23 protein-coding genes and 1 pseudogene are annotated in these 20,949 nt (G+C 67.4%); 13 read left to right on the top strand and 11 right to left on the bottom strand.

Annotated features, from left to right (window positions below; translation table 11 throughout):
• A pseudogene (locus ACTJLF_RS19920) lies at positions 1-668 on the top strand (manganese catalase family protein); the annotation flags it as partial.
• A 300-nt stretch (positions 669-968) separates the two neighbouring features.
• Positions 969-1,157, top strand: a complete 189-nt coding sequence (locus ACTJLF_RS19915; RefSeq protein WP_354327817.1) for a hypothetical protein — start codon at positions 969-971, stop codon at positions 1,155-1,157.
• A gap of 65 nt (positions 1,158-1,222) precedes the next feature.
• Here the strand turns inward: ACTJLF_RS19915 and ACTJLF_RS19910 are convergent, their stop codons facing one another.
• Together ACTJLF_RS19910 and ACTJLF_RS19905 are read right to left on the bottom strand one after the other, a co-directional pair.
• Positions 1,223-1,588 carry a chorismate mutase family protein gene (locus ACTJLF_RS19910; RefSeq protein ID WP_354327816.1) on the bottom strand — a complete coding sequence of 122 codons (366 nt, stop codon included), beginning with the start codon at positions 1,586-1,588 and terminating at the stop codon, positions 1,223-1,225.
• An 11-nt stretch (positions 1,589-1,599) separates the two neighbouring features.
• Positions 1,600-2,610 carry a Bug family tripartite tricarboxylate transporter substrate binding protein gene (locus tag ACTJLF_RS19905; protein WP_416492131.1) on the bottom strand — a complete coding sequence of 337 codons (1,011 nt, stop codon included), beginning with the start codon at positions 2,608-2,610 and terminating at the stop codon, positions 1,600-1,602.
• Positions 2,611-3,092: 482 nt separating this feature from the next.
• Between ACTJLF_RS19905 and ACTJLF_RS19900 the strand changes: the two genes are divergently transcribed.
• From ACTJLF_RS19900 to ACTJLF_RS19860, 9 genes are all read left to right on the top strand, one after another.
• Positions 3,093-3,377, top strand: coding sequence for a ribbon-helix-helix protein, CopG family (locus ACTJLF_RS19900; RefSeq protein ID WP_354327815.1), 285 nt, complete (start codon positions 3,093-3,095; stop codon positions 3,375-3,377).
• Between the two features lie 626 nt (positions 3,378-4,003).
• A complete protein-coding gene (locus ACTJLF_RS19895; protein ID WP_260310637.1) occupies positions 4,004-5,056 on the top strand; it encodes a ThuA domain-containing protein in 1,053 nt (350 codons plus the stop codon).
• A 116-nt stretch (positions 5,057-5,172) separates the two neighbouring features.
• Positions 5,173-7,401: an outer membrane protein assembly factor BamB family protein gene (locus tag ACTJLF_RS19890; RefSeq protein ID WP_126186093.1), complete on the top strand. Its 2,229-nt coding sequence runs from the start codon at positions 5,173-5,175 to the stop codon at positions 7,399-7,401.
• A 39-nt stretch (positions 7,402-7,440) separates the two neighbouring features.
• Positions 7,441-7,515: a pyrroloquinoline quinone precursor peptide PqqA gene (pqqA, locus tag ACTJLF_RS19885; RefSeq protein WP_019657501.1), complete on the top strand. Its 75-nt coding sequence runs from the start codon at positions 7,441-7,443 to the stop codon at positions 7,513-7,515.
• Positions 7,516-7,567: 52 nt separating this feature from the next.
• On the top strand, positions 7,568-8,488 hold the full coding sequence (pqqB, locus tag ACTJLF_RS19880; protein ID WP_145759943.1) for a pyrroloquinoline quinone biosynthesis protein PqqB: 921 nt from the start codon (positions 7,568-7,570) through the stop codon (positions 8,486-8,488).
• Between the two features lie 4 nt (positions 8,489-8,492).
• Entirely contained in the window at positions 8,493-9,242 is a 750-nt protein-coding gene (gene pqqC, locus ACTJLF_RS19875; protein WP_354327813.1) for a pyrroloquinoline-quinone synthase PqqC, read from the top strand.
• Positions 9,239-9,508 carry a pyrroloquinoline quinone biosynthesis peptide chaperone PqqD gene (gene pqqD, locus ACTJLF_RS19870; protein WP_019657435.1) on the top strand — a complete coding sequence of 90 codons (270 nt, stop codon included), beginning with the start codon at positions 9,239-9,241 and terminating at the stop codon, positions 9,506-9,508. The genes pqqC and pqqD overlap by 4 nt, the downstream gene beginning before the upstream one ends.
• Entirely contained in the window at positions 9,486-10,652 is a 1,167-nt protein-coding gene (pqqE, locus tag ACTJLF_RS19865; protein WP_354327812.1) for a pyrroloquinoline quinone biosynthesis protein PqqE, read from the top strand. The genes pqqD and pqqE overlap by 23 nt, the downstream gene beginning before the upstream one ends.
• Positions 10,649-11,578 carry an alpha/beta fold hydrolase gene (locus ACTJLF_RS19860; protein WP_354327811.1) on the top strand — a complete coding sequence of 310 codons (930 nt, stop codon included), beginning with the start codon at positions 10,649-10,651 and terminating at the stop codon, positions 11,576-11,578. The genes pqqE and ACTJLF_RS19860 overlap by 4 nt, the downstream gene beginning before the upstream one ends.
• Here ACTJLF_RS19860 and ACTJLF_RS19855 read toward each other — a convergent pair.
• The 5 genes from ACTJLF_RS19855 to ACTJLF_RS19835 all read right to left on the bottom strand — a co-directional run bounded on the left by ACTJLF_RS19855 (position 11,559) and on the right by ACTJLF_RS19835 (position 16,402).
• Complete coding sequence (locus ACTJLF_RS19855; RefSeq protein WP_440883774.1) at positions 11,559-12,995, bottom strand: ELWxxDGT repeat protein; 1,437 nt, start codon at positions 12,993-12,995, stop codon at positions 11,559-11,561. The two genes, ACTJLF_RS19860 and ACTJLF_RS19855, sit on opposite strands and share 20 nt — an antisense overlap.
• A 1-nt stretch (position 12,996) precedes the next feature.
• Positions 12,997-14,277: a TRAP transporter large permease subunit gene (locus ACTJLF_RS19850; protein WP_184606563.1), complete on the bottom strand. Its 1,281-nt coding sequence runs from the start codon at positions 14,275-14,277 to the stop codon at positions 12,997-12,999.
• Positions 14,274-14,855 (bottom strand): TRAP transporter small permease, encoded by a 582-nt coding sequence (locus tag ACTJLF_RS19845; protein ID WP_126186086.1) that lies wholly within the window; start codon positions 14,853-14,855, stop codon positions 14,274-14,276. Before ACTJLF_RS19845 ends, ACTJLF_RS19850 begins: the two co-directional genes overlap by 4 nt.
• A gap of 72 nt (positions 14,856-14,927) precedes the next feature.
• Positions 14,928-15,371, bottom strand: a complete 444-nt coding sequence (locus ACTJLF_RS19840; protein ID WP_026346707.1) for a type II 3-dehydroquinate dehydratase — start codon at positions 15,369-15,371, stop codon at positions 14,928-14,930.
• Between the two features lie 23 nt (positions 15,372-15,394).
• The gene (locus tag ACTJLF_RS19835) at positions 15,395-16,402 is read right to left on the bottom strand and encodes a TRAP transporter substrate-binding protein (RefSeq protein ID WP_019657428.1); all 1,008 of its coding nucleotides are present in this window, start codon (positions 16,400-16,402) and stop codon (positions 15,395-15,397) included.
• A 162-nt stretch (positions 16,403-16,564) separates the two neighbouring features.
• Between ACTJLF_RS19835 and ACTJLF_RS19830 the strand changes: the two genes are divergently transcribed.
• Both ACTJLF_RS19830 and ACTJLF_RS19825 read left to right on the top strand, forming a co-directional pair.
• Positions 16,565-17,347 carry an IclR family transcriptional regulator gene (locus tag ACTJLF_RS19830; protein WP_416492096.1) on the top strand — a complete coding sequence of 261 codons (783 nt, stop codon included), beginning with the start codon at positions 16,565-16,567 and terminating at the stop codon, positions 17,345-17,347.
• A 210-nt stretch (positions 17,348-17,557) separates the two neighbouring features.
• Positions 17,558-17,923 carry a DUF1016 N-terminal domain-containing protein gene (locus ACTJLF_RS19825; protein ID WP_440883773.1) on the top strand — a complete coding sequence of 122 codons (366 nt, stop codon included), beginning with the start codon at positions 17,558-17,560 and terminating at the stop codon, positions 17,921-17,923.
• 13 nt (positions 17,924-17,936) lie between these two features.
• Here ACTJLF_RS19825 and aroQ read toward each other — a convergent pair whose 3' ends face one another.
• The 4 genes from aroQ to ACTJLF_RS19805 are packed head-to-tail and all read right to left on the bottom strand — an operon-like array spanning position 17,937 to position 20,928.
• Positions 17,937-18,380 (bottom strand): type II 3-dehydroquinate dehydratase, encoded by a 444-nt coding sequence (gene aroQ / locus ACTJLF_RS19820; RefSeq protein ID WP_019657425.1) that lies wholly within the window; start codon positions 18,378-18,380, stop codon positions 17,937-17,939.
• 25 nt (positions 18,381-18,405) lie between these two features.
• Complete coding sequence (aroE, locus tag ACTJLF_RS19815; protein WP_184606566.1) at positions 18,406-19,227, bottom strand: shikimate dehydrogenase; 822 nt, start codon at positions 19,225-19,227, stop codon at positions 18,406-18,408.
• 13 nt (positions 19,228-19,240) lie between these two features.
• The gene (locus tag ACTJLF_RS19810) at positions 19,241-20,470 is read right to left on the bottom strand and encodes a CaiB/BaiF CoA transferase family protein (protein WP_019657423.1); all 1,230 of its coding nucleotides are present in this window, start codon (positions 20,468-20,470) and stop codon (positions 19,241-19,243) included.
• Entirely contained in the window at positions 20,467-20,928 is a 462-nt protein-coding gene (locus ACTJLF_RS19805; protein WP_440883772.1) for a MaoC family dehydratase, read from the bottom strand. Before ACTJLF_RS19805 ends, ACTJLF_RS19810 begins: the two co-directional genes overlap by 4 nt.
• Between the last annotated feature and the right edge of the window lie 21 nt (positions 20,929-20,949).

Here is a 20,949-nt window from a genome sequence, read left to right as displayed (position 1 = left end):
GAGGGCGAGCTCTATCGCAGCATCACCGGCGCAGGCAACGACAGCCATCTGACGCAGGTGCTCTAAGGGGGCGGTCCGGCCCTCGTGAACTCCGCGGGTGTCCCCTGGACAGCCGCCTACATCGACAGCATCGGCGAGCCCACCGCCGACCTGCGCTCCAACATCGCGGCCGAGGCGCGGGCCAAGATCGTCTACGAGCGCCTCATCAATCTCACCGACGATCCCGGCGTGTAGGAGGCCCTCGGGTTTCTGATGACGCGCGAGATCGCTCACCAGAAGTCCTTCGAGAAGGCGCTCTATGCGATCACGCCCAACTTCCCGCCGGGCAAGCTGCCGGGTGATCCGCGCTTCACCAGTGTCTACTTCCGCATGTCCAGGGGCGAGCCGGAGCTGCGCGGCCCTGGAACCAGGGCGAGAAGTGGGATTTCATGCCCATGACCCAGGATTCCGCGCCTGTGGGCGGCGGAGATGACTTGGCGACGGTCGAGCTCTCGGACGAGGAAGTGCCGGTGCTCCAGCAGATGGCGGCGCGCACGCAATCGATGCGCGACGGCGACCCGCTGACTGGCGCCGAGCTCGGTTCGGGCGAGGTCCCGGCCGACGGCGCAGCCGATGCGCTGCTTAACGCAGCCGTGGGGCCGACAAAGCCGACGAAAGCGCCGAAATAGGACGCGAGAGCGCGTATGGCGTGAACGATGACCTTCTGCTGCCCCGGGTCGACGGCGCAAGCGTCTGCCACGCCACCCGCTTGACCCGGCAGTACCAGGAATTCCGCATGCTTTACCGATATCCAGCAAAACTTGCGCGGCGACAGCTCCCGCCACATCGCGAGACCCGGCCGCCGAGGCGCCGGTGCTGCGCCCTCGGCTTCACATCATGAGAACCGGCATTGAAGAGCCCGAGCGCGCGGACCCTGAACGGCTGCCTTTCATCTATCGGGGTGGCGCTTCGAGTTCAGCGCAAGGCCGGTGGGCAGCGGCTGCTTCGAGCCCGTGGTGGTCTGCCTGGGCCCTGGCCCACGCCCGGTCGAGACGCGCCTGCCCAATGACACGGACGAGATCGCCTACGCCACCCGCGCCGAGGCGATGCGCCACACCCAGCAACAGGCCATGCGCTGGGTGCACGACCGCACGGGTGATGGACAGGGGCAGTTCTGATACCTGCTGCGATCGTTTGCCGCGCGCAGACTTGCGTCTCGAAATTCTTGCACCAATGCCGGCAATCACGCAGGCGCGACAGGTGTACCGATGATCTCGTCCTCCAGCCTGCAGGTCTCGGTGATGACGAGTTCGTAGAGTGTGCGCAGAAACTCGGGATTCATGCCGTGCTCCGCGGCGAAGGCGGCCGCACGCTCCTGCACCACGCCGATGCGCTGGGGCTGCATCATCGGTATGGCGTGGTCGCGCTTGTGCAGGCCGATGCGGCAGCAGCAGTCCAGCCGCTGCCTGAGGGTTTCAAGCAGGCTGCGGTCCAGCCCATCGAGCTCGGCGCGCAATGACTGCAGGATCGTGTCCGCATGATCTGGACCCCGAGCAGTGTGCAAGGCCTCGCCAGGTGCGCCGTCGGCGCGGCGGTTTTCTGACGTCATCGCTGTGCCTCTCATTCGAGCCTGATGCCCCGGCTCGCGATGATCTGGGTCAGGGCTGCTGTGTCGGCCTTCACCCTCCTGATCAGCGCATCGCCCGATATGCCCACGGCCTCGTAGCCGTGCTGGAAAAGCTTCTGACGGACCTCGGGCGAGCGAACGATCTCCGCGAGCGCCTCGTTCAGACGACGCACGATCGGCGCAGGCAGGCTGGCAGGAGCCGCAGCGGCCGTCCAGATCTCCAGTTCGAAGTCGCGCAATCCCGCCTCCTGCAGACTCGGATAGTCCGGAACAAGTGCCGATCGGCGCGATGAAGTCACGCCGATCGCACGCAGCTTGCCGGCCTTGACCTGAGGCTCGGCAAGACCCGGCGGCAGCAAGGCGAGCTGCAGCTCGCCACTGGCCAGGCCTGTCACAACCTGAGGGTTGCCTTGGTATGGCACGTGCACCGCACCGATACCGGTGCGCGCCTTGAGGAGTTCCATGCCGAGATGGCCGATCGTCCCGATGCCGGGCGTGCCGTAGCTCCACTTGCTGCCGGCAGCGCGCGCCGCATCCAGAAAGCCCCGCGCGTCCATCGTCGCGACCTGCGGCGCCGCGGTGAGCACCAGCGGCGCAGTGCAGATGATGCTCAGCGGCACGAGGTCCTTCTGCGGGTCGTAGGAGATGGACGGATTCAGCACCTTGGCGATGGTCATGTTGCCGTTGATGAGGATGCCGACCGTGTGCGCGTCGGTGGATTTCGCGACGATATCTGCCGCGATATTGCCGCTGGCGCCGGGCCGGTTCTCCACGATCACCGGCTGGCCCAGCAGCTTGGCAAGCGGCTCAGCGAGCACCCGCGCCACGAAGTCGGGCGAAGAACCGCCGCCGAAACCCACGACCAGGCGCACCGGTCGCGTGGGCCAGTGCACCGCCTCCGGCGTCATGGGAGAGCCGGCCGAAGAACGTGCGTCCGCGCGTGCCGCACCGGAAGACTGTGCGTAGACCGCGCCGGCGCACGCGAGCGCGCCCGCCAGACACATCAGGCGCGCCACGGATGATCGAAACGAGGTAAGGAACATGATGATGAAGGTTGAAAACGGAGCGCCGAGTCTTTCGCCGCTGGCCCGCCGGTTCAACTGCTGCATGGTGCGCAACAGCGCCCCTCCCCCCGGGCTACATGCCGATCGCTCGTCACGACGAGCGATCGCCTCCATCGCCCATCGACCTTGTCTGTGGTGCAAGTTCGCTGCCAGGCGCTTGCGTGAAGCGGACTGCGATCACTGCGTTCTGGAGCCGGAACAGCTCAACCAATCGCATCCGCGTGCGAGGGGAAGAAGATTCGAGCCAGTGCAAGAAGTGGGGAATTCCCTGCAGCTGTCCGCGCTGCGTACCCCCGATGCGCAGCAACCGCCCGGGCCCTCCATTCCAGAGCCAGACCCGCTCGTACGAGATGAGTACCGGCGACCGAGATGCTCCAAGGCCGCTACATTGCCTCGATCCGACACAGGAGGTCCACCAGCACATGTCGACGACCACCATTCGAATTGAAGAAGACCTGATGGCCCGCGTTGCGGCGGCAGCTGCGAGATCGGGAAAGTCTTCACATGCGTTCATCCTGGAAGCCATATTCGAGATGGTCGAGCGCAGCGAAATGATCGATGAGCTGGATCGAACCGCCGAAAAGCGGTGGGCCGCACTGAAGCGCACGGGTGAATCGGTTGCCTGGGAGGAGGCGGAGGCTTACCTCCAGGCTCGCGCGGCCGGCAAGAAGGTGCTGCGCCCTCCCGCCCGCAAACTTGCACGCTGAAGGGACATGACGTGCATCGAACAAGTACGGTTCCTGGCTCTTCGAGCCGCTGGTAGACGACCCGTCAGCCGCGAGCACCCCAAGCGGCACTAACGAGGCTCTTCGCTGTTCGGCAGTCCATTGCGGCTTGGCCGGCGCTTCTGATCTCGTGCAAGGCCGGTTGTGCCGGCGAATGAATGCGACTGCAAGGGCGACTTCCAAAAGCAAAAGGAAGGGATTTCTATTATGGAAATACTTTCCAATCCTGCTTATGATCTTTCTCCATCGGGCCTGAACGCCCTCGTCCGCCTGTTCTGGAGTCGATCCGTGCCACTGTTCCGTCCACCGTCCGCACACGATCTCCGGCGCGTGCCCAACGCGCCGTCCTGAGCTCGCTCGCGCGTTCCGTCTTCATTGCTTCCTGAGTCAGCACCTCCCGCGTGTCGGGAGAGTGGACTGCTGCTGCCCGCTCGCATGCAGGAGCCAAGAGCAGCGTCCTTTCCTGTTTCCATGGGCCGGCGCTTCCGTTCGCCGTCGTCTGCTCCCGCCGGCCAGCAAGGGGCAGTCGACACATTCCGGCAGAGCGCGCTCACGCGATCTTGGCCTCAGATCACAAAAAGGAGACTTCGTTGAAATCAGCCCCTTCATTGACTCTCGGTCTCGCGTCGAGCGCGATCCTTGCATTGACCCTGGCCGCCTGCGGCGGTGGCGACGGCGGCGGTGGGGGCTTCGTCCCCGTTCCTGTCGCGGCCGCACCTGCGCCCTCGAGCACGCCGACCGAGCCGGCGCCTGCCGGCCAGACGCCCTCGAATCCCACCGATCCTGTCGCCGAAGCGCCCGACGACAGCTTCGACACGTACTACAACGTCTGCAGGGGCACCGACCCGAAGTGCTACAACGACTGGGGCGCCTTCGCCTCCACGCCTGATCGCGTGCTGATCTATTCGCGCACGGCCGGCCCGCGCCACGCCAACCTCGGCACGCCGATGGGCACGGGTCTCAACCCGACGATGAACCCCGACAACGTGATGCAGGCGGGGCTCGTGCGCATGCTCAAGGACGCGGGCATCACGGCCGACTGGACCGAGGACGTGTCGGTGCTCGGCAGCCGCATCAACAACTACAAGGCCGTGATCTTCGCGAGCTCGAACCGCGACACGCTGTGGAACGGCGCGGTGACCACGAGCCAGGACGCCGCGCGCACCGCGCTGCGCAACTACATGCGTCGCGGCGGTGGCTTCGTGGGGCTGCACAACGCCTTCGGCGCCGAATACAACTGGCCCTACTACGAAGGCCTGCTGGGCAACGCCAACTTCTACAACCACGGGCCGAACCGCTCGGGCGACGTGGAGATCGTCGCCGACGATCCTTCCACGGCCGACCTGCCCAAGCGCTTCACGTTCCAAGACGAGTGGTACAACCTCGCGCCCTTCCCGACGAAGGTGAAGTTCATCGCGAAGGTCGACACCTCCACGCTCAAGCCGCTGACCTCCGCGCCGCACCCGGGCCATGCGGACTTCCATCCCGTGGCCTGGTGCCAGTACTACGACGGTGGCCGCGCATGGCTGACGACCCTCGGCCACAACGACCATTCGTTCACCGCGAATTCCACCGGACCCGGCGCGGACGTGTTCCAGAAGCTGGTGGTCCAGGGCGTGAAGTCGGCCATGGGCCTGACCCCGTTCTGCACCACGCCGTAGTCGGCAGTCCCTTCCCTTTCGAACGACAGCGAGCCCCGCGTGCATGACATGCACGTGGTGGTTCGGCGCCTCCTTCGTATCGCAGACAACCAAAACCTGGAGTGGAGACCTTCATCATGCGACTCAAATCGATGGCAGCGATGCTGCTGACCTGCGGCGTGATCACCTCGCCCCTGCTGCTCGCGGGCTGCGGCGGCAGCGACTCCGGCGGCAGCTTGCCCTGGATCTCGCCGCCGCCTGCACCGGCGCCCGCCCCGAGCCCTTCCGCGCCTCCGCCCGGACCGCCCGCATCCGGCCCCGGCCCCGCGGCGGCGGATCTCGCGGACTGCTGCACCGCGGGCGACAGCGACTTCCCGAAGGTCGGCGGCAACCTCGGCAACCAGAACTACTCGCGGCTCGCGAAGATCGACAAGGCACGCGTGGGCCAGCTCGGCGGCGCATGGGTCAACCGCATCGAAGGTGGAACGAACACCGGCAACAACCAGAGCACCACGGTGGTGGTCGATGGCGTGCTCTACATCGAGTCTGCGGTCGGCAACCTGATCGCCGTGGACGGCAAGACGGGCGTGACGAAATGGAAATGGACCACGCCCTATGGCGCCATCACGCGCCGCGGCGTGGCGGTGGCGAAGGACCTCGGACTGGTCTACACCGTGGCGACGGGCAACCGGCTCATCGCCCTCGACAAGGACACGGGCAAGGTCGTCTGGATCAAGCAGTACCCGAGCAGCACCACCGACCCCGACTACCAGGGCTCGGTGCAGAAGGTGGCGCTGGTCTATCACGACAAGCGCCTGTACGTGGGCACCAACGACGGCAACCGGGGCGCTGCCTTCTCGGCCGACGCGACCACGGGCAAGGTGCTGACCACTTTCTGGGGCGTGCCGCGCGCAGGCGAGCGGGGCTACGACACATGGGGCGGCGCACCCGAATCGGACCGCACCGGCGCCACGCCCTGGGTCCACCCTGCGGTGGACCCCGAGCTGGGCCTGGTGTACTGGACCTTCGGCAACGTGCGCGGCGGTTCCTCGCAGAACGGGTCCACGCGGCCGGGGCTCAACCTGTTCGCCAACTCGATCGTCGCGCTCGACCTCAAGACCGGCGAATACAAGTGGCACTTCCAGTCGGTGCACCACGACATCTGGGACATGGACAACGTGATGTCGCCGGTGCTCGCCAACGTGAAGATCTCCGGCGAGGACCGCAAGGTCGTGATCTACGGCAGCAAGACCGGCATGTACTACATCCTCGATCGCAAGGACGGCAGCGCGCCGCTGGGCATCGACGAGATGCCGGTCAAGCAGGACGCACGCCAGGCCAGCTGGCCGACCCAGCCCATCCCGCGCCAGGGCGCATGGACGGAGACCTGCATCGTGGACCAGCCGCTGGGTACCGCGGTCCCGGGCGATCCCAACCGCGCCGTGCCCAACTACCTCAAGGGCTGCCTGTTCGATGCGCACTGGGACATTCCGCTGCTGTCGATCCCGGGCCACGGCGGGGGCGCCAACTGGAACCACCAGTCCTTCAGCCCCCGCACCGGCCTGGTCTACACCGGCATGGGCTATGTGTCCGCGGCGCATTCGCTGTCCGAGGCCAGCAACGGGCTGCGCCCGCCGGGCACCTACATGACCGGCGCCGTGGTGGCGGTGGACCCCTCCACCAACCTCGTGAAGTGGAAGAAGCCCATGCCCTACTCGCTCGCGCACGGCAACGGCATCCTGAGCACGGCCTCAGACCTGCTGTTCATCGGCCAGCCCGACGGCAACCTGCTCGCGCTCGACGCGGGCGACGGCAGCGAGCTGTGGCGCTTCCAGACCGGCGCCGCGATCAGCGCGAGCCCGGTGGCCTACGAGATCGACGGCGAGCAATACATCGCGGTGTTCGCCGGCGGCACGAGCATTCCCTACGGCAACTCGGCACCGCGCGGCGACTACCTGTGGGCCTTCAAGGTGGGCGGCACCGTGGCCCCCGCGCCGACGCCGCAGCCGCCCGAGGTGCGCCGGCCGGTGTCGGGCGATCCGGTGGAAGGAGCCGCCTTGCCGACGCCCAACACCGTGTTCCTCGCGCGCGTGCAGACCGCGACGAACGAGCCCGGCACTGCCGAGTCCACGGCCGTCAACGCGATGACGCCGACCTTCATGCGCGTGCCGGTGAACACCACGGTGACCTTCACCAATCCGGCGACCAACGCCAACACGCACTGCGCCACGCAGTTCTTCGAAGGCAGGTTCGACTTCAGGCTCGCGCCGGGCCAATCCGCGACCCACACCTTTGACACGCGCGGCGAATACTTCTACAACGACTGCCACAGCCCGCGCCCGACGGGCAAGGTTGTCGTGTACTGATTCCGTCCTCAATCCCCCAACCAGTGAAGGAGCAATACGATGAAATGGTGCAAGCCTGAGTTCGAAGAGCTGCGTTTCGGCTTCGAGATCACGATGTACATCTCCACCCGCTGAGCGCGGGTCACCCAGGCACCGGCTCCGCGCCGGTGCCTTTTCTTTTTTCCCCATGAAGATTCTGGTTCTCGGTTCGGGAGCGGGTGGAGGCTTTCCTCAATGGAACTGCAATTGCCGCCTGTGTGCAGGCCAGCGTGCCGGGCGCATCCGGGCCAGCCCCCGCACCCAGAGCTCCATCGCGGTGTCGGCCGATGGAGAGCGCTGGCTCCTGTTGAACGCGTCGCCCGACCTGGGGGCCCAGCTGCGCGCGTCGCCGGCCCTTTGGCCGCGCCACGGGTTGCGCCACTCGCCGATCGAGGCGGTGGTGCTGATGGATTCACAGATCGACCATGTCACGGGCCTGCTGAGCCTGCGCGAAGGCAGCACGCTGCAGCTGTACTGCACACCCGAGACGCACGAGGACCTCAGCAGCAGCCTGCCGCTGCTGAAGGCCCTCCAGAACTATTGCGGGGTGAGCTGGCATGCCATGCCCCTTGCCCCGCACGGCGACGCGTGGCACGAGGTGGCCGGCCTTCGCATGCGGGCACTGCCCGTGCCCGGCAAGGCACCGCCCTATTCGCCCCGCCGGCAGGCCGCAGCCGCCGGCCACAACGCCGCGGTGCAGATCGAAGACCCCGCCAGCGGCCGGAGGCTGCTCTATGCGCCGGGGATGGCACAGGTGGGCGATGCCGAGCGCGGGTACCTGGACGCCTGCGACTGCGTGCTCATCGACGGCACCTTCTGGACCGAGGACGAAATGGTCGCAGCGGGCCTGGGCCGCAAGCTCGCCGCCGACATGGGCCACCTGCCGCAATGCGACGGCCCCCGAGGACCCGGCATGCTCCGGGCGCTCGATGGCTGCGCGGCACGGCGCAAGGTTCTCATCCACATCAACAACAGCAACCCCATCCTCGATGAAGACGGTCCGCAGCGTGCCGAGCTCGCGCGGCGCGGCATCGAAGTGGCGTTCGACGGCATGGAGCTGGAGGTCTGACCGGATGATGCAGATGCAAGAGCAGGAACAACAGGCCCCGTGGCCGCCCGATGTCTTCGAATCGCACCTGCGGGCCATGGAGTCGCGCTATCACAGCCGGCACCCTTTCAACCGACGGCTCAACGCGGGCGAGCTGCAGCCTTTCCAGGTTCGCGGCTGGGTCGCGAACCGCTTCTACTACCAGTGCCGCATTCCGATCAAGGATGCGGCCATCCTCTCCAACTGCGACGACCGCGGGACCCGCCGCCGCTGGATCGTGCGCATGCTCGACCACGACGGCCACGGCGATCACGAAGGAACCAACGCCGGGGGCATCGAGATATGGACCCGGCTCGGCCTGGCGACCGGCCTGCGGCGCGAAACGCTGGACTCCCATGCGCTCGTGGTCCCCGGCGTGCGCTTCGCGGTGGATGCGTATGTCAATTTCGCACGCCACGCGCCGTGGCAGGAGGCCGTGATCTCATCGCTGACCGAGATGTTCGCGCCACGCATCCATCAGGACCGCCTGGCCGGCTGGCCCTCGCACTACCCGTGGATCGACGCTTCCGGGCTCGACTACTTCCGCAGCCGCATCCCTCTGGCCGACCGCGACGTGGAGCACGGCCTCGAGGTGGCGAAGCAATGGTGCACCACGCGCGAGCGACAGGAACGCGCGCTGCAGATCCTCGGGTTCAAGCTCGACATCCTCTGGGCGATGCTGGACGCGATCGAGAAAGCGTATCCCGACAACCTCCCCAAGGAGCAGCAGCCATGACCGCATGGACCGACAGCGCGCAGCCCGCGCTTTCCACGATGTACCGGCTGCAGTGGGAGGAGACGCAGCAGTGCCATGTGCTGCTGTTCCCCGAAGGCATGGTGAGGCTGAACATGCCGGCCGCGGAGATCCTCAGGCGCTGCGACGGCCGGACGGCGGTCGCCGATCTCGTGGCCGACCTGGAGCGCACCTTCGGCGAAGCCGACCTGCACGCCGACGTGCTCGAATTCCTGGAGCAGGCTCGTGGACGCCACTGGATCCGGTGAGCGCCAGCACGCAGGCGCAAGGCCACCGCTGTGGCTGCTGGCCGAGCTGACCTACCGCTGCCCGCTGCATTGCGCCTTCTGCTCGAATCCGGTCGACTACACGCGTTATCGTGAGGAGCTCGGCACCGCGGAGTGGATCCGCGTGTTCCGCGAGGCGCGTGCCATGGGTGCCGTGCAGCTCGGCTTCTCGGGCGGCGAACCCCTGCTGCGGGAGGACCTGAGCGAGCTGGTCGCGGCGGCGCACGAGCTGGGCTACTACACCAACCTGATCACCTCCGGCGTGGGCCTCACGCCGCAGCGTGCCGCCTCGCTGCGCCAGGCCGGCCTGGACCACATCCAGCTCTCGTTCCAGGATTCCAGCCGCGAGCTCAACGATTTCCTGAGTTCCACGCGCACCTTCGATCTCAAGCAACGCGTGGCGCGCACGATCAAGGAACTCGGCTATCCGATGGTGCTGAACTGCGTCATGCACCGCTACAACCTGCCGCATGTCGATCGCATCGTCCGGATGGCCGAGGCCATGGAGGCCGACTTCCTCGAGCTGGCCAACGTGCAGTACTACGGCTGGGCGTGGCGCAACCGCGAGATGCTCATGCCCTCGCGCGCCGCGCTCGCGCAGGCCGAGGCCGTGGTCGATGCGCACCGGCCGCGCCTGGAGGGCCGCATGCGCATTCTCTGGGTGGTGCCCGACTATGCCGAGGGCAAGCCCAAGCCCTGCATGGCGGGATGGGGCAGCGTCTTCCTCGTGGTGGCGCCCGACGGCGTGGCATTGCCGTGCCACAGCGCCCGGATGCTGCCCGGCCTCGACTTTCCGAACGTGCGCGAGCATCCGGTGCGCGACATCTGGCAGGACAGCGCCGCATTCCAGGCCTACCGCGGCACCGGCTGGATGAGCCCCACCTGCAGCAGCTGCGAGCACCGCGAGCAGGACCATGGCGGCTGTCGCTGCCAGGCGTTCCTGCTGACCGGCGATGCGGCCGCCACCGACCCGGTGTGCCCGCGCAGCCCGCACCATCATGAGGTCGAAGCGATGGTCGATGCCGCGACCGATCTTCGCAGCGACGCCGCACCGATCCGCTTCGTGCCCGGTGCGAGGCGTGCCGGCCAGCTCGTCTTTCGCAGCGACGAGAACGCGCTCGGATGACGAAGGTCCATGGCCTGCAGCTCGGCGGCGGGCACCGGATGCACGTCGAGGAGCATGGCAATCCACGCGGGCGTCCGTTGCTGCTGCTGCACGGCGGCCCAGGCTCCGGGTGTTCGCCCGCGCTGCGCCGCGGCATCGATCCGGACCGGTTCCGCATCATCTGCCCCGATCAGCGCGGCGCGGGCCGCAGCACGCCTGCCGGCGCCATCACGTCGAACACGCTGGCCGACCTGCTCGCCGACCTGCGGCTTCTCCGCGCGCATCTGGGCATTGCGCAATGGCTGGTGGCGGGCGGCTCCTGGGGTGCGACGCTCGCGCTGGTGCACGCGGTGGACCAGCCGCAGGCCGTCTCCGGCCTCGTGCTGCGCAATCCCTTTCTCTCGCGCGACAGCGACGTCCGCGAATTCTTCGCCGGCACCGCGCACCAAGGCGGCCCGGGCTGGCAGGCACTGTGGGAGCTGGCCCGGCAACGGCACTGCCCGATGCCGCTTCTGCTCGCCGATATCTTCGCCGGCGGCACGCCGCAACAGCAGTGCGAGACGGCGAAGTGCTGGTTCGCGTGGGAACAGCGCCTCGCGGGCTCGAATGCCCCGGTCCCCGAAGACGACGCCGATTGGCTGCGAGGGCTGGTGCCGCGCTACCGCGTGATGAGCCACTACCTGCGTCACGGATGCTGGCTCGACGATCCCACGCTGCTGCAACGCTGCGCGGCCGCGCCAGCTGCTGTGCCGGTCCACATCGTTCAGGGTGCCCAGGATGCCCTGTGCCCGCCCGACGGGGCTCAGGCACTGGCACAGGCGCTCGGCGCTTGGGCAACCCTGGAACTGGTGCAGGGCGCGGGGCACGACCCCGCGCATCCGGCGCTTGCTGCCGCCTGGCAGCGGGCGCTGGATTCCTGTGCCGGCTTCAGCGCAGGCGTTCCCTGAGCGGATCGCCGATCAGCGTTGCGGCACGTGCGCCCGGCTTCGCCGACCACAGGCGCTCGTTGCCCAGTCCGTCGCCTGCCACGAACAACACGGCGCCGCCCAGCTCGACGAAGCCCAGCGGCATCGCATGGCGCGGCCCTGGCGCCCCATCGGCAGCCAGGCGCGTGCCTGCCGTGCTTCCGTCGGTGATCCAGGGCTCCACGCCGTGCACGCCGTTGTTCGCCGAGAACCACAGACGTTGCCCCGCCACCGCGAAGCGAGCGGGCGAGCCGCTGCCCGGGCCGGGGCCCAGGTCCTTGAGCAGCCGCGTACCGGCGGCGCTGCCATCGCTGGTCCACAGCTCCACGCCCGATTCGCCGTCGGTGGCCGCGAAGTGGAGCCGGCCTCGGAATGCGACGAGAGGCCCGGGCACCGAACTCGCCGCGCCGGCGCGCACATCCCTCACGAGGACCGTGCCCTTGCCGGTGCCGTCGCTCTTCCAGAGCTCGATGCCATGCGCGCCGTCCTCGGCGGCGAAGTACAGCGTGCGCCCGACGGCAGTGAGATGCGCCGGCCGCGAGGAGGCCTCGCCGGGCCGGATGTCCTTCACCATCGCCGTGCCCGCCTCGGTGCCATCGCTCTTCCAGAGCTCGATGCCGTGCTGGCCGTCGCTCGCGGTGAACCAGACCTCGTCGCCCAGCGCCGTGAGGTTGGCGATGCCGGCATCCTCGGCGCCCGGCCGGATGTCCTTCACCAGCCGCGTGCTCTCCGGCGTGCCCTCGGTGACCCACAGCTCATGGCCTTGCGCGCGGCTGGTCGCGGTGAAGAACAGCCTGCGGCCGGTCGCTGTGAGCTGGCGCACCACCGTACCGGGTCCGGCGTCGACCGAGGACACGCGCCGGGTGCTCTGCGCGTCACCCTGTGTCTTCCAGAGCTGGAAGCCATGGCTGCCGTCGTTCGCGACGAAGTAGAGCGCGTCGCGCCACACGGTCAGCTCGGATGGCAACGCATCGGCCATGCCCGGGTTCAGGTCGGCCACGCGCTGCGTGCCCTTGGCGGTGCCGTCGCTGCGCCAGAGCTCGAGGCCGCTGTCGCCGTCGGTGGCCGTGAAGTACACATGCGGACCGAAGCGGGTCTGCCAGGTCGGGAACGCGCCGCGGAAGCCGGGGTGGATGTCCTTCACCAGGAAGGTGCCGGCCGTGGTGCCGTCGGTGCTCCAGAGCTCCTGGCCCGTGTCCACGTGAAAGGCCGTGAAGAGCATGCGCGAACCCAGCCGCGCGAGGCCGGTCGGAGAAACGAAGGCGCGCGCCTGCTTCTGCTCGGGCAGCACCTCGCGCGTCGGGTCCTGCGCCTGCGTGACGCACGGCAGCAGCAGCGAGAACGCGACGCACAGCGCAAAGACAGGGCGTGCCAGGTGGATGGACGACTGCATCCGCATGTCAGCCCCCGAACCAGCGCGCCGGCACCGTCACCAGCGGCGGGAAGAGCACCATCAGGAACATGACGGCGAACTCGGCCGCCATGAACGGCAGCACGCCGCGCGTGACGTCGTCCATGCGCATTCGCCCGACACCCGCGACCACGTTCAGGACCACGCCCACAGGCGGCGTGATCAGGCCGATCGAGTTGTTGATGATGAACATCACGCCGAAGTAGACCGGATCGATGCCCGCCGCCTTCACCACCGGCATCAGCACCGGCGTGAGGATGAGGATGGTGGGCGTCATGTCCATCGCGGTGCCCACGGCCATCACCAGCACCATGATCGCGATCATCAGCAGGATCTTGTTGCCCATGAACGGCTCGAGCAGCGCCACCACTTTCGAAGGCAGGTCGGCCACCGTGATCAGCCACGCGCTGACCATCGCCGCCGCGATCAGGAACATCACGACCGCGCTGGTCTTCGCGGCGCTCACGAACACCTTGTAGAGGTCGGCGAAGCTCAGCTCGCGGTAGATGACGGTCGCCACGAACAGCGCGTAGACCGCGGCCACCACGGCCGCCTCGGTGGGCGTGAACACGCCCATGCGCAAGCCCACGAGGATGATCACCGGCAGCATCAGCGCCCAGCCGGCCGAGCGTGCGGCCGTCGCGATCTCGCGGGCCGACTTGCGCGGCGGCGGATCGATCTTCTCGTGGCGCACCAGCCAGGCCCAGGTGACCCAGAGCGCCCCGCCGATGAGCAGGCCCGGCACGATCGCCGCGAGGAAGAGCTTGGAGATCGAGACATTGGCCGCCACGCCGAAGATCACCAGGCCGATGCTCGGCGGGATCACCGGCCCGATGATGCCGGTGGCCGCGATCAGGCCGCCGGAGCGCGCCTTCTCGTGCCCGGCCGAGACCATCATCGGCAGCAGCAGCGCAGTGAGCGCGGCCGCGTCGGCCACCGCCGAGCCCGACAGCGCCGACAGCAGGCAGCCGGCCATGATCGTCACGTAGCCCAGGCCGCCGCGCACATGGCCCACCAGCGCGAGGGCAAGATCGACGATGCGGCGCGAGAGGCCGCCCACGTTCATGATCTCGCCGGCGAGCATGAAGAAGGGCACCGCCAGCAGCGGAAAGCTGTCGGCGCCGCCGATCAGGTTCTGCGCCAGGATCTGCGCATCGAACAGGTCGAGCTGCCACATCAGCGCCACGCCGCTGACCAGCAGTGCAAAGGAGATGGGCATGCCGATCGCCATCGCGATCAGCAACGAGCCGAGAAAGACGGCGATGGTCATTTGCCGCGCTCCTTCTGCGAGACATGCGCCGCTGCGGGAGAGCCTTCGGCGAGCACCTGTGCGAGCACGGTCGCCTCCTCGGACTCCTGGATCGCGACGAGCTCGTCATCGGCAACGCGGCCGGTGAGAAGGCGCACCAGCTCGAAGACCAGGAGCAGCGCCGCCAGCACGGAGAACACCAGGCCCGAGGCGTAGACCACGGCCATCGAAGCGCCCGTGACGGGGGCCTCCACGTCCCAGTTGATCTTCGTCTGGGCCAGGCAGCCTTCGAACAGCAGCCACAGCACGTAGAGCATCGTCAGCTGGCTCAGTCCGAGGCACAGCCTGCGGCCCAGCGGCGGCAGCTTGGCGACCACCATGTCCACGCCGAGGTGAGCACGTTCGCGCAGCGCGACCAGCGCACCGAGGAAGGTGATCCAGATGAAGAGCCAGCGCGAGACCTCCTCGGACACGGTGATGCCCGAGTTGAGGCCATAGCGGAGCACCACGTTGCCGAACACCAGCAGCACCATCACCGCGAGGCAGGCCGCGATGAGCGCCTCCACGGCCCGGCAGGCACGGTCGATCCATCGATTCATGTTGTTTCTTCTTGTCGAAGGAAACCCGCCCGCGGCGGGCGGGCGGGTTGGGGGTGGGTGGATGGGTGTGGCCTACTGCTTCGCGTCGCGGACGATCTCGACCAGCGCGCGCAGCGCGGCCAGGTAGGACTGGGGTCCGAGCCCCTGCACCGTGCCGCGCACGGCCGGCGAGATGATCGAGTGCGCACGCCACGTCTCGCGGGCCGCGATGTTCGACATGTGGACCTCCACCACCGGAAACGGCATGGCCTTGATCGCGTCGTGCAGCGGCACGCCGTGCTGGGTCAGCCCGGCAGGGTTGACCAGTGCGCCCTGCGCGTCGTCGATGTGCTCGTGCAGGAAATCGACCAGCGCGCCTTCGTGGTTCGACTGGATCGTCTCCACCGTGATGTCGAGTTCGCGCGCGAGCTTGTCGATGCGCGCGTTGATCTCGGCCAGCGTCGTGCTGCCGTAGATGTGAGGCTCGCGACGACCGAAGAGGTTGAGGTTGGGGCCGTGAAGGACGAGGAATTTCATGATGTTCGACCGGTTCCCTTCGCTCACTGCTTCGCGCCCCGGATGCGCGCGAGCTCGTCGTTGTAGAGCTTGACCGTCGCAGGCTCGTACTGGGTCGCGAACTTGTCGATCACCGGCTGCGTGATCTCGCGCATGCGCACCTGTTCCTTCGGGCTCACTTCGTTGAACTGCGACCCCTTGGCCTGCAGCTCGCCGACCGCCTTCTGCGCCGCGGCGCGGCTGACCTGCCGCTGGTAGCTGCGCGCCTCGTCGGCGGCCTCGCGCATCCACTTCTGTTCAGCGGGGGTGAGCTGGTCCCAGAACTTCTTGCTCACGAGCACGATGTTGGCCGCGTACACGTGGTTGGTGGCGCTCACGAACTTCTGCACTTCGTAGAACTTGTTCGAGAGGATCACGGCGAACGGGTTCTCCTGGCCGTCGACCGCCTTCGATTCGAGCGCGCCATAGAGCTCGGCGAAGGGCATCGGCACGGGGTTGGCCTTGAACGCCTTGAAGGTGTCGAGGAACACCGGGTTCGGAATCACGCGAATCTTCAGCCCCTGGAGGTCTTCGGCCTTGGTGATGGGGTGCTTGCTGTTGGTCACGTTGCGGAAACCCAGGTCCCAGTAGCCGAGCGCCACCAGTCCCTTCTCGGGCAGCTTGGCGATCAGCGCCTGGCCGAGCGGACCGTCGAGCAGCTGGTCGGCCTGCTCGAAGTTCGCGACGGCGAAGGGAAAGTCGATCAGGCCGAACTCCTTGACGATCCCCGCGAGCGAGGTCGTCGCCGGTGCCGACATCTGCTGCACGCCGCCCTGCAACGCCGACTGCTGCTGCATCTCGTTGCCCAGCTGATTGGCCGGGAATTCCTGCACCTTCATCTTGCCCCCGCTCTTGGCCGCGAGCAGTTCGGCGAAGCGCTTCACGCCAAGGCTCACCGGGTGGTCGGTGTTGTTGAGGTGGCCGAAGCGGATGGTGCGCTCCTGCTGGGCCCACGAGGGCGCGGCAAGGCCGATGCAGAAACCAGCGATGGCGAGGGTGCGAAGAAGTTTCACGAGGTTGACTCCAGGAAGGAAACAGAGAGGCGGTGCGTGGACCGTGGTGCCCGAATACTAGAAATTTCCGGAAAACATTTCCACTATGGAAATCCCTTCCCTGCTTCTGCTAGAGTTCACTCCGTCGCGAAGGACGCCGCGACGTGCAACCGGGAGATTCATATGAGCGAAGTGCTGGGGCGCAGCTTCAAGGTGCTGGAATATCTGGCGAACCATCCGGAAGGCGTGGCGCTGTCCACGCTCGCGGCCGACCTGCAGATTCCGCTGAGCGCCTCGCATCGCCTGCTGACCGAGCTGATCCGATACGGCTACGTGCGGCAGGAGGCGCGCGACGGCCACTATGTCCTGACCATCAAGCTCGTCTCCATCGGCCTGTCCTTCCTCAGCAACTCGGGCGTCGTGGACGTGGCGCAGCCGTTGCTCGACCAGCTCGCCAAGGCATCGGGCGAACTCGTGCGGCTCGCGGTGGTGGACGGCGACGACCTCACCTTCGTCGCCAAGGCGCAGGGGGCGACGCACGGCCTGCGCTACGACCCCGACATGGGCCTGTCGGTGGCGCTGTCGTGCAGCGCCGCGGGGCACGCGTGGCTCTCCACCCTGGCCGATGACGATGCGATGGCACTCGTCGCAAAGAAGGGCCTGGGCAAGCCCGAGGATTTCGGCCCCAAGGCACCCACCACCCTCAAGGCCGTGATGACCTACGTGAAAGCCGCGCGCCAGCGCGGCTTCAGCATGATCAACGAAGTGTTCGCTCCCGGCATGACGGCCATGGCGGCGCCCGTCTGGGGCAACGCAGGACAGGCCATCGGCGTGATCACCATCGCGGGTCCGGCCGTACGGCTCACGCCGCAGCGCATGGAGGAGCTCGGTTCCACGTTGATGGAGGCTGCCGCCGATGTCGCGCGCGCCAGCGGCGGATCGGCGCTTTTCAGGAAGCGGGCGTAGCCCCCTTCTCTTTCTCGATCTCCATGGTCTGCGCCTGCCATCGGGCAGGCGCCGGCCTTAGAGCACCGGGGCACCGAAGCCACGAAACCCCTGCGCAGCCCGGCAAGCAACGCCCATCCCGCATGTGCGTCATGCCCTTGCCTGGGATGCAGCCCATCACTGAACGCGCGCAGCACCTTCCACAGGCACTCAAGGCACTATATTTGCCCGGTGCCTGCCTCCACCGCTTCCACCCCGTTCGACTACGCCCGTTTCGTCGAGGATCTCAAACATCGCATCGACGGTGCGCGGCTGTCCGCCGCACGCGCGGTCAACCGCGAGCTGGTGGGGCTGTACTGGGACATCGGACAGGCCATCCGCGAGCAGCAGGCACGTCGCGGCTGGGGCGATGCGGTGGTCGACCGGCTGGCGCGGGATCTCCGGGCATCATTCCCCGGGACCGCCGGGTTTTCGGCAGCGAGCCTGTGGCGCATGCGCCAGTTCCACGAGACCTACACCGAGCCGGAATTTCTCGCACAACTTGTGCGAGAAAAGGGCCGCGATGCACCGCGCCCACGCGGTTCGAGCGCCCGATAGCCGCGCTGCCGCGCTAGCTCACGCCGCGCACCGCCGACACGGCAGCACGCAGTGCAAGCAGGTAGCTGTCCAGCCCGAAGCCGCAGATCTGGCCCTTCACGATGTCAGCGAACACCGAGTGGTGCCGGAACTCCTCGCGCGCATGGATATTGGACATGTGCAGCTCGACCACCGGTACCGTGAGGATCGCCAGCGCATCCCGTATGCCGTAGCTGTAGTGCGTCCATGCGCCCGCGTTGATCAGGACCGCGTCGACGCCGTCGGCGAAGCCCTGGTGGATGCGCTCGCACATGGCGCTTTCGCTGTTGGTCTGAAAACTCTCGACCTCCGCGCCCAGCTCCCTGCCGAGCGCCTGCAGCTTCGCGTCGATCTCGGCGAGCGTCGTGGTGCCGTATTGCTTCGGATCGCGCTTGCCGAACATGTTGTGGTTGATGCCGTGGAGCATGAGGATCTTCATCGGGTCTCTCCTTGTTGTCGCGGCCTCAGACCAGCGGGATGGTCATTCGCTCGATGACCGGACGGGTGTCGGGGCGCACGCCGCGCCACCACAGGAAGGCTTCCGCCGCCTGCTCGACCAGCATGCCCACGCCGTCGGCGAGCTTGGGCACGCCTGCGTTCTGGGCCAGCCGCAGGAAGGGCGTCAGGCCCTTGCCGTAGGCCAGTTCGTAGGCGAGCCTGGCGTTCTGGAAGGTCTCCGCGGGCACCGGTGGCAGCTCGGCCTTGAGGCTGGCCGAGGTGCCGTTGATGACGATGTCGAAGCGCTCCCCGGCCAGGTCTGCATAGGCGCAGGCATGCACGGGGCCATGCGCTGCGAACTGCGCAGCGAGGTCGACCGCCTTCGGCAAGGTCCGGTTCGCGAGCACCAGTTCGGCCGGCTGCTGCGCGAGAAAGGGCAGCAGGGCTCCGCGCACCGCACCACCCGAACCGAGCACCAGCATGCGCGCGCCCTTGAGAGAGAAACCCAGGTTGCTCTGGATGTCCCTGGTCAAGCCCACGCCGTCGAAGTTGTCGGCAAGGATGCGGTCGCCTTCGAACTTGAGCGCATTGGTGGCACCGGCCAGCTCGGCACGCTCCAGGCGCTCGGTCGCCAGGGCCAGTGCCTGCAGCTTGAACGGCGCGGTCACGTTCAGGCCCAGCCCGCCCGCCTTGCGAAACGCGTGCACGTCGTCCGCGAAGCGCTCGAGGGAGCCTTCGATGGCGCCGTATTCGATGTCCTGGCCGGTCGCCTGCGCAAAGCTGCCGTGGATGAACGGCGACTTGGTGTGGCCGATGGGATTGCCGATGACGGCGTAGCGGTCGGTCATGCTGCCCTCCCGCTCATGCGCTGTAAAGGACGCCGTCGGCCTGCATCTCGGCGATCTGGGCGGCGTCGTAGCCCAGGCTCGCGGCGATCTCGGCGTTGTGCTCGCCGAGTTCCGGTGCCACCTGCGTGATCGAGGTGTCGCCTCCGGACATGCGGAAGGGCAGGTTGGGCAGGCGGATCTTGCCCAGCACCGGGTGCTCCTGCTCCACCACCATGCCGCGCGCCTGGATCTGTGGATCGGCCAACACCTCGTCGATGCGCTGAACCTTGGCACAGGGCACGTCGATGCCGTCGAGCATCTTCAGAATCTCGGCCACGGGGCGCTGCGCCACCCAAGGACGAACCACTTCGAGGATCTCCAGGCGGCTCGCGTTGCGTCCGGCCGCATCGTGCAGGCGCGTGTCGCTCCCGAAGCCGGCGGGTCCGCCGTTCTGCTCGACGAGAGCGGCGAAGCGCTTCCATGCATCGTCGACCTGCGCCGCAATCACGAGGTCGCCGTCCTGCGCGCGAAACACGCCGTACAGCGTCGAATTGGGCATGTCGTGGCCGGTCTGCACCGGTACCTCCTTGCCGCCCGACAGGGTGTAGCACTGCACCGCGTATTCGTGCATCGACACCAGCGTGTCGTACAGCGCCATGTCGATATGCTGTCCGCGGCCCGACTTCACGCGGCCCAGCAGCGCGGCGTTGATCGCCGCCACCGCGTGGATGCCGGTGTACATGTCGCCGAGCGAGATGCGCAGCAGCGGCGGCGCCTCGCCGGGATTGCCGACCATCTGCATGATGCCGCTCTTGGCTTCCGCAATGAGACCGAAGCCGGCGCGGTGCGAGTCCGGTCCGGTATGGCCGTATGCGGAGATCGAGCAGTAGACGAGGCCGGGGTTGGTCTCGGCCAGTTCCGCATAGCCCAGGCCCAGCTTTTCGAGCGCACCGGGGCGGTAGTTCTCGACGAAGACGTCGGCGCTGTCGACCAGCTTCTTCATCAGCGCGCGGCCGCGCGGGTCCTTGGTGTTGACCGACAGGCCTTTCTTGCCCATGTTCTGCTGCAGGAAGTAGCCGCTGTGGTCGCCGACGAACCAGGCATGCTGCCGGCCGGCATCGCCGGAGCCGGGGCGCTCCACCTTGATGACTTCGGCGCCCAGCGCGGCCAGGCACCGGCCCACGTAGGGACCGGCAAGGAAGTGGCTGTAGTCGATGACGCGCATTCCCGCCAGGGGCAATGCCTGCTGTGCCGCCGCGTTCATGCCGGCCTCCTGGGCACCATCACGCGATGCTCACCCTTCTGCACGACTTCGTCGCGCTGGTTGATCAGTTCCGACGGCAGCACCAGGATGCCCCAGCCGGGCTTGCTCTTCGATTCGCGCTTGGACTCGACGCGGAATCTCACCCGCACCGTGTCGCCGAGCTTGATGGGCGCGACGAAGCTCCACTCCCAGCCCAGCGACATGCCCGGCATGAAGCGCATGTCGCTCTTCGTCTTCAGGCCGTCGGCGATCGAGAGGCCGAACAGTCCGTGGGCCACGCGGGTGCCGAAAGGCGTGGTGCGGGCGTAGGCCTCGTCGGTATGGACGGGCGTGTGGTCGCCCGTGAGATCGGCGTAGGCCATCACGCGGGCTTCCGTCACTTCGTACGGCGGGCTGATGCATTCCTCGCCGACGACGGCGTCGTCCCAGTACTTGTCTTCGTTGGTGAGTGTGTTCATTGCGTAGGTCTCCGGTTCGAT

The organism is Variovorax sp. 22077 (assembly GCF_052044195.1).
Lineage (GTDB): Bacteria > Pseudomonadota > Gammaproteobacteria > Burkholderiales > Burkholderiaceae_C > Variovorax > Variovorax atrisoli.
This window is presented reverse-complemented; position numbering and strand designations above follow the sequence as displayed.

Coding starts and splice junctions, on each gene's coding strand:
- ACTJLF_RS19905 (WP_416492131.1), bottom strand. CDS start 2,610: ATGTGTCTGGCGGGCGCGCTCGCGTGCGCCGGCGCGGTCTACGCACAG.
- ACTJLF_RS19840 (WP_026346707.1), bottom strand. CDS start 15,371: ATGAAATTCCTCGTCCTTCACGGCCCCAACCTCAACCTCTTCGGTCGT.
- ACTJLF_RS19845 (WP_126186086.1), bottom strand. CDS start 14,855: ATGAATCGATGGATCGACCGTGCCTGCCGGGCCGTGGAGGCGCTCATC.
- ACTJLF_RS19860 (WP_354327811.1), top strand. CDS start 10,649: ATGACGAAGGTCCATGGCCTGCAGCTCGGCGGCGGGCACCGGATGCAC.
- pqqB (WP_145759943.1), top strand. CDS start 7,568: ATGAAGATTCTGGTTCTCGGTTCGGGAGCGGGTGGAGGCTTTCCTCAA.
- ACTJLF_RS19855 (WP_440883774.1), bottom strand. CDS start 12,995: ATGCGGATGCAGTCGTCCATCCACCTGGCACGCCCTGTCTTTGCGCTG.
- ACTJLF_RS19850 (WP_184606563.1), bottom strand. CDS start 14,277: ATGACCATCGCCGTCTTTCTCGGCTCGTTGCTGATCGCGATGGCGATC.
- ACTJLF_RS19830 (WP_416492096.1), top strand. CDS start 16,565: ATGAGCGAAGTGCTGGGGCGCAGCTTCAAGGTGCTGGAATATCTGGCG.
- ACTJLF_RS19910 (WP_354327816.1), bottom strand. CDS start 1,588: ATGACGTCAGAAAACCGCCGCGCCGACGGCGCACCTGGCGAGGCCTTG.
- ACTJLF_RS19890 (WP_126186093.1), top strand. CDS start 5,173: ATGCGACTCAAATCGATGGCAGCGATGCTGCTGACCTGCGGCGTGATC.
- aroE (WP_184606566.1), bottom strand. CDS start 19,227: ATGACCGACCGCTACGCCGTCATCGGCAATCCCATCGGCCACACCAAG.
- pqqD (WP_019657435.1), top strand. CDS start 9,239: ATGACCGCATGGACCGACAGCGCGCAGCCCGCGCTTTCCACGATGTAC.
- ACTJLF_RS19900 (WP_354327815.1), top strand. CDS start 3,093: ATGTCGACGACCACCATTCGAATTGAAGAAGACCTGATGGCCCGCGTT.
- ACTJLF_RS19810 (WP_019657423.1), bottom strand. CDS start 20,470: ATGAACGCGGCGGCACAGCAGGCATTGCCCCTGGCGGGAATGCGCGTC.
- ACTJLF_RS19805 (WP_440883772.1), bottom strand. CDS start 20,928: ATGAACACACTCACCAACGAAGACAAGTACTGGGACGACGCCGTCGTC.
- aroQ (WP_019657425.1), bottom strand. CDS start 18,380: ATGAAGATCCTCATGCTCCACGGCATCAACCACAACATGTTCGGCAAG.
- pqqC (WP_354327813.1), top strand. CDS start 8,493: ATGATGCAGATGCAAGAGCAGGAACAACAGGCCCCGTGGCCGCCCGAT.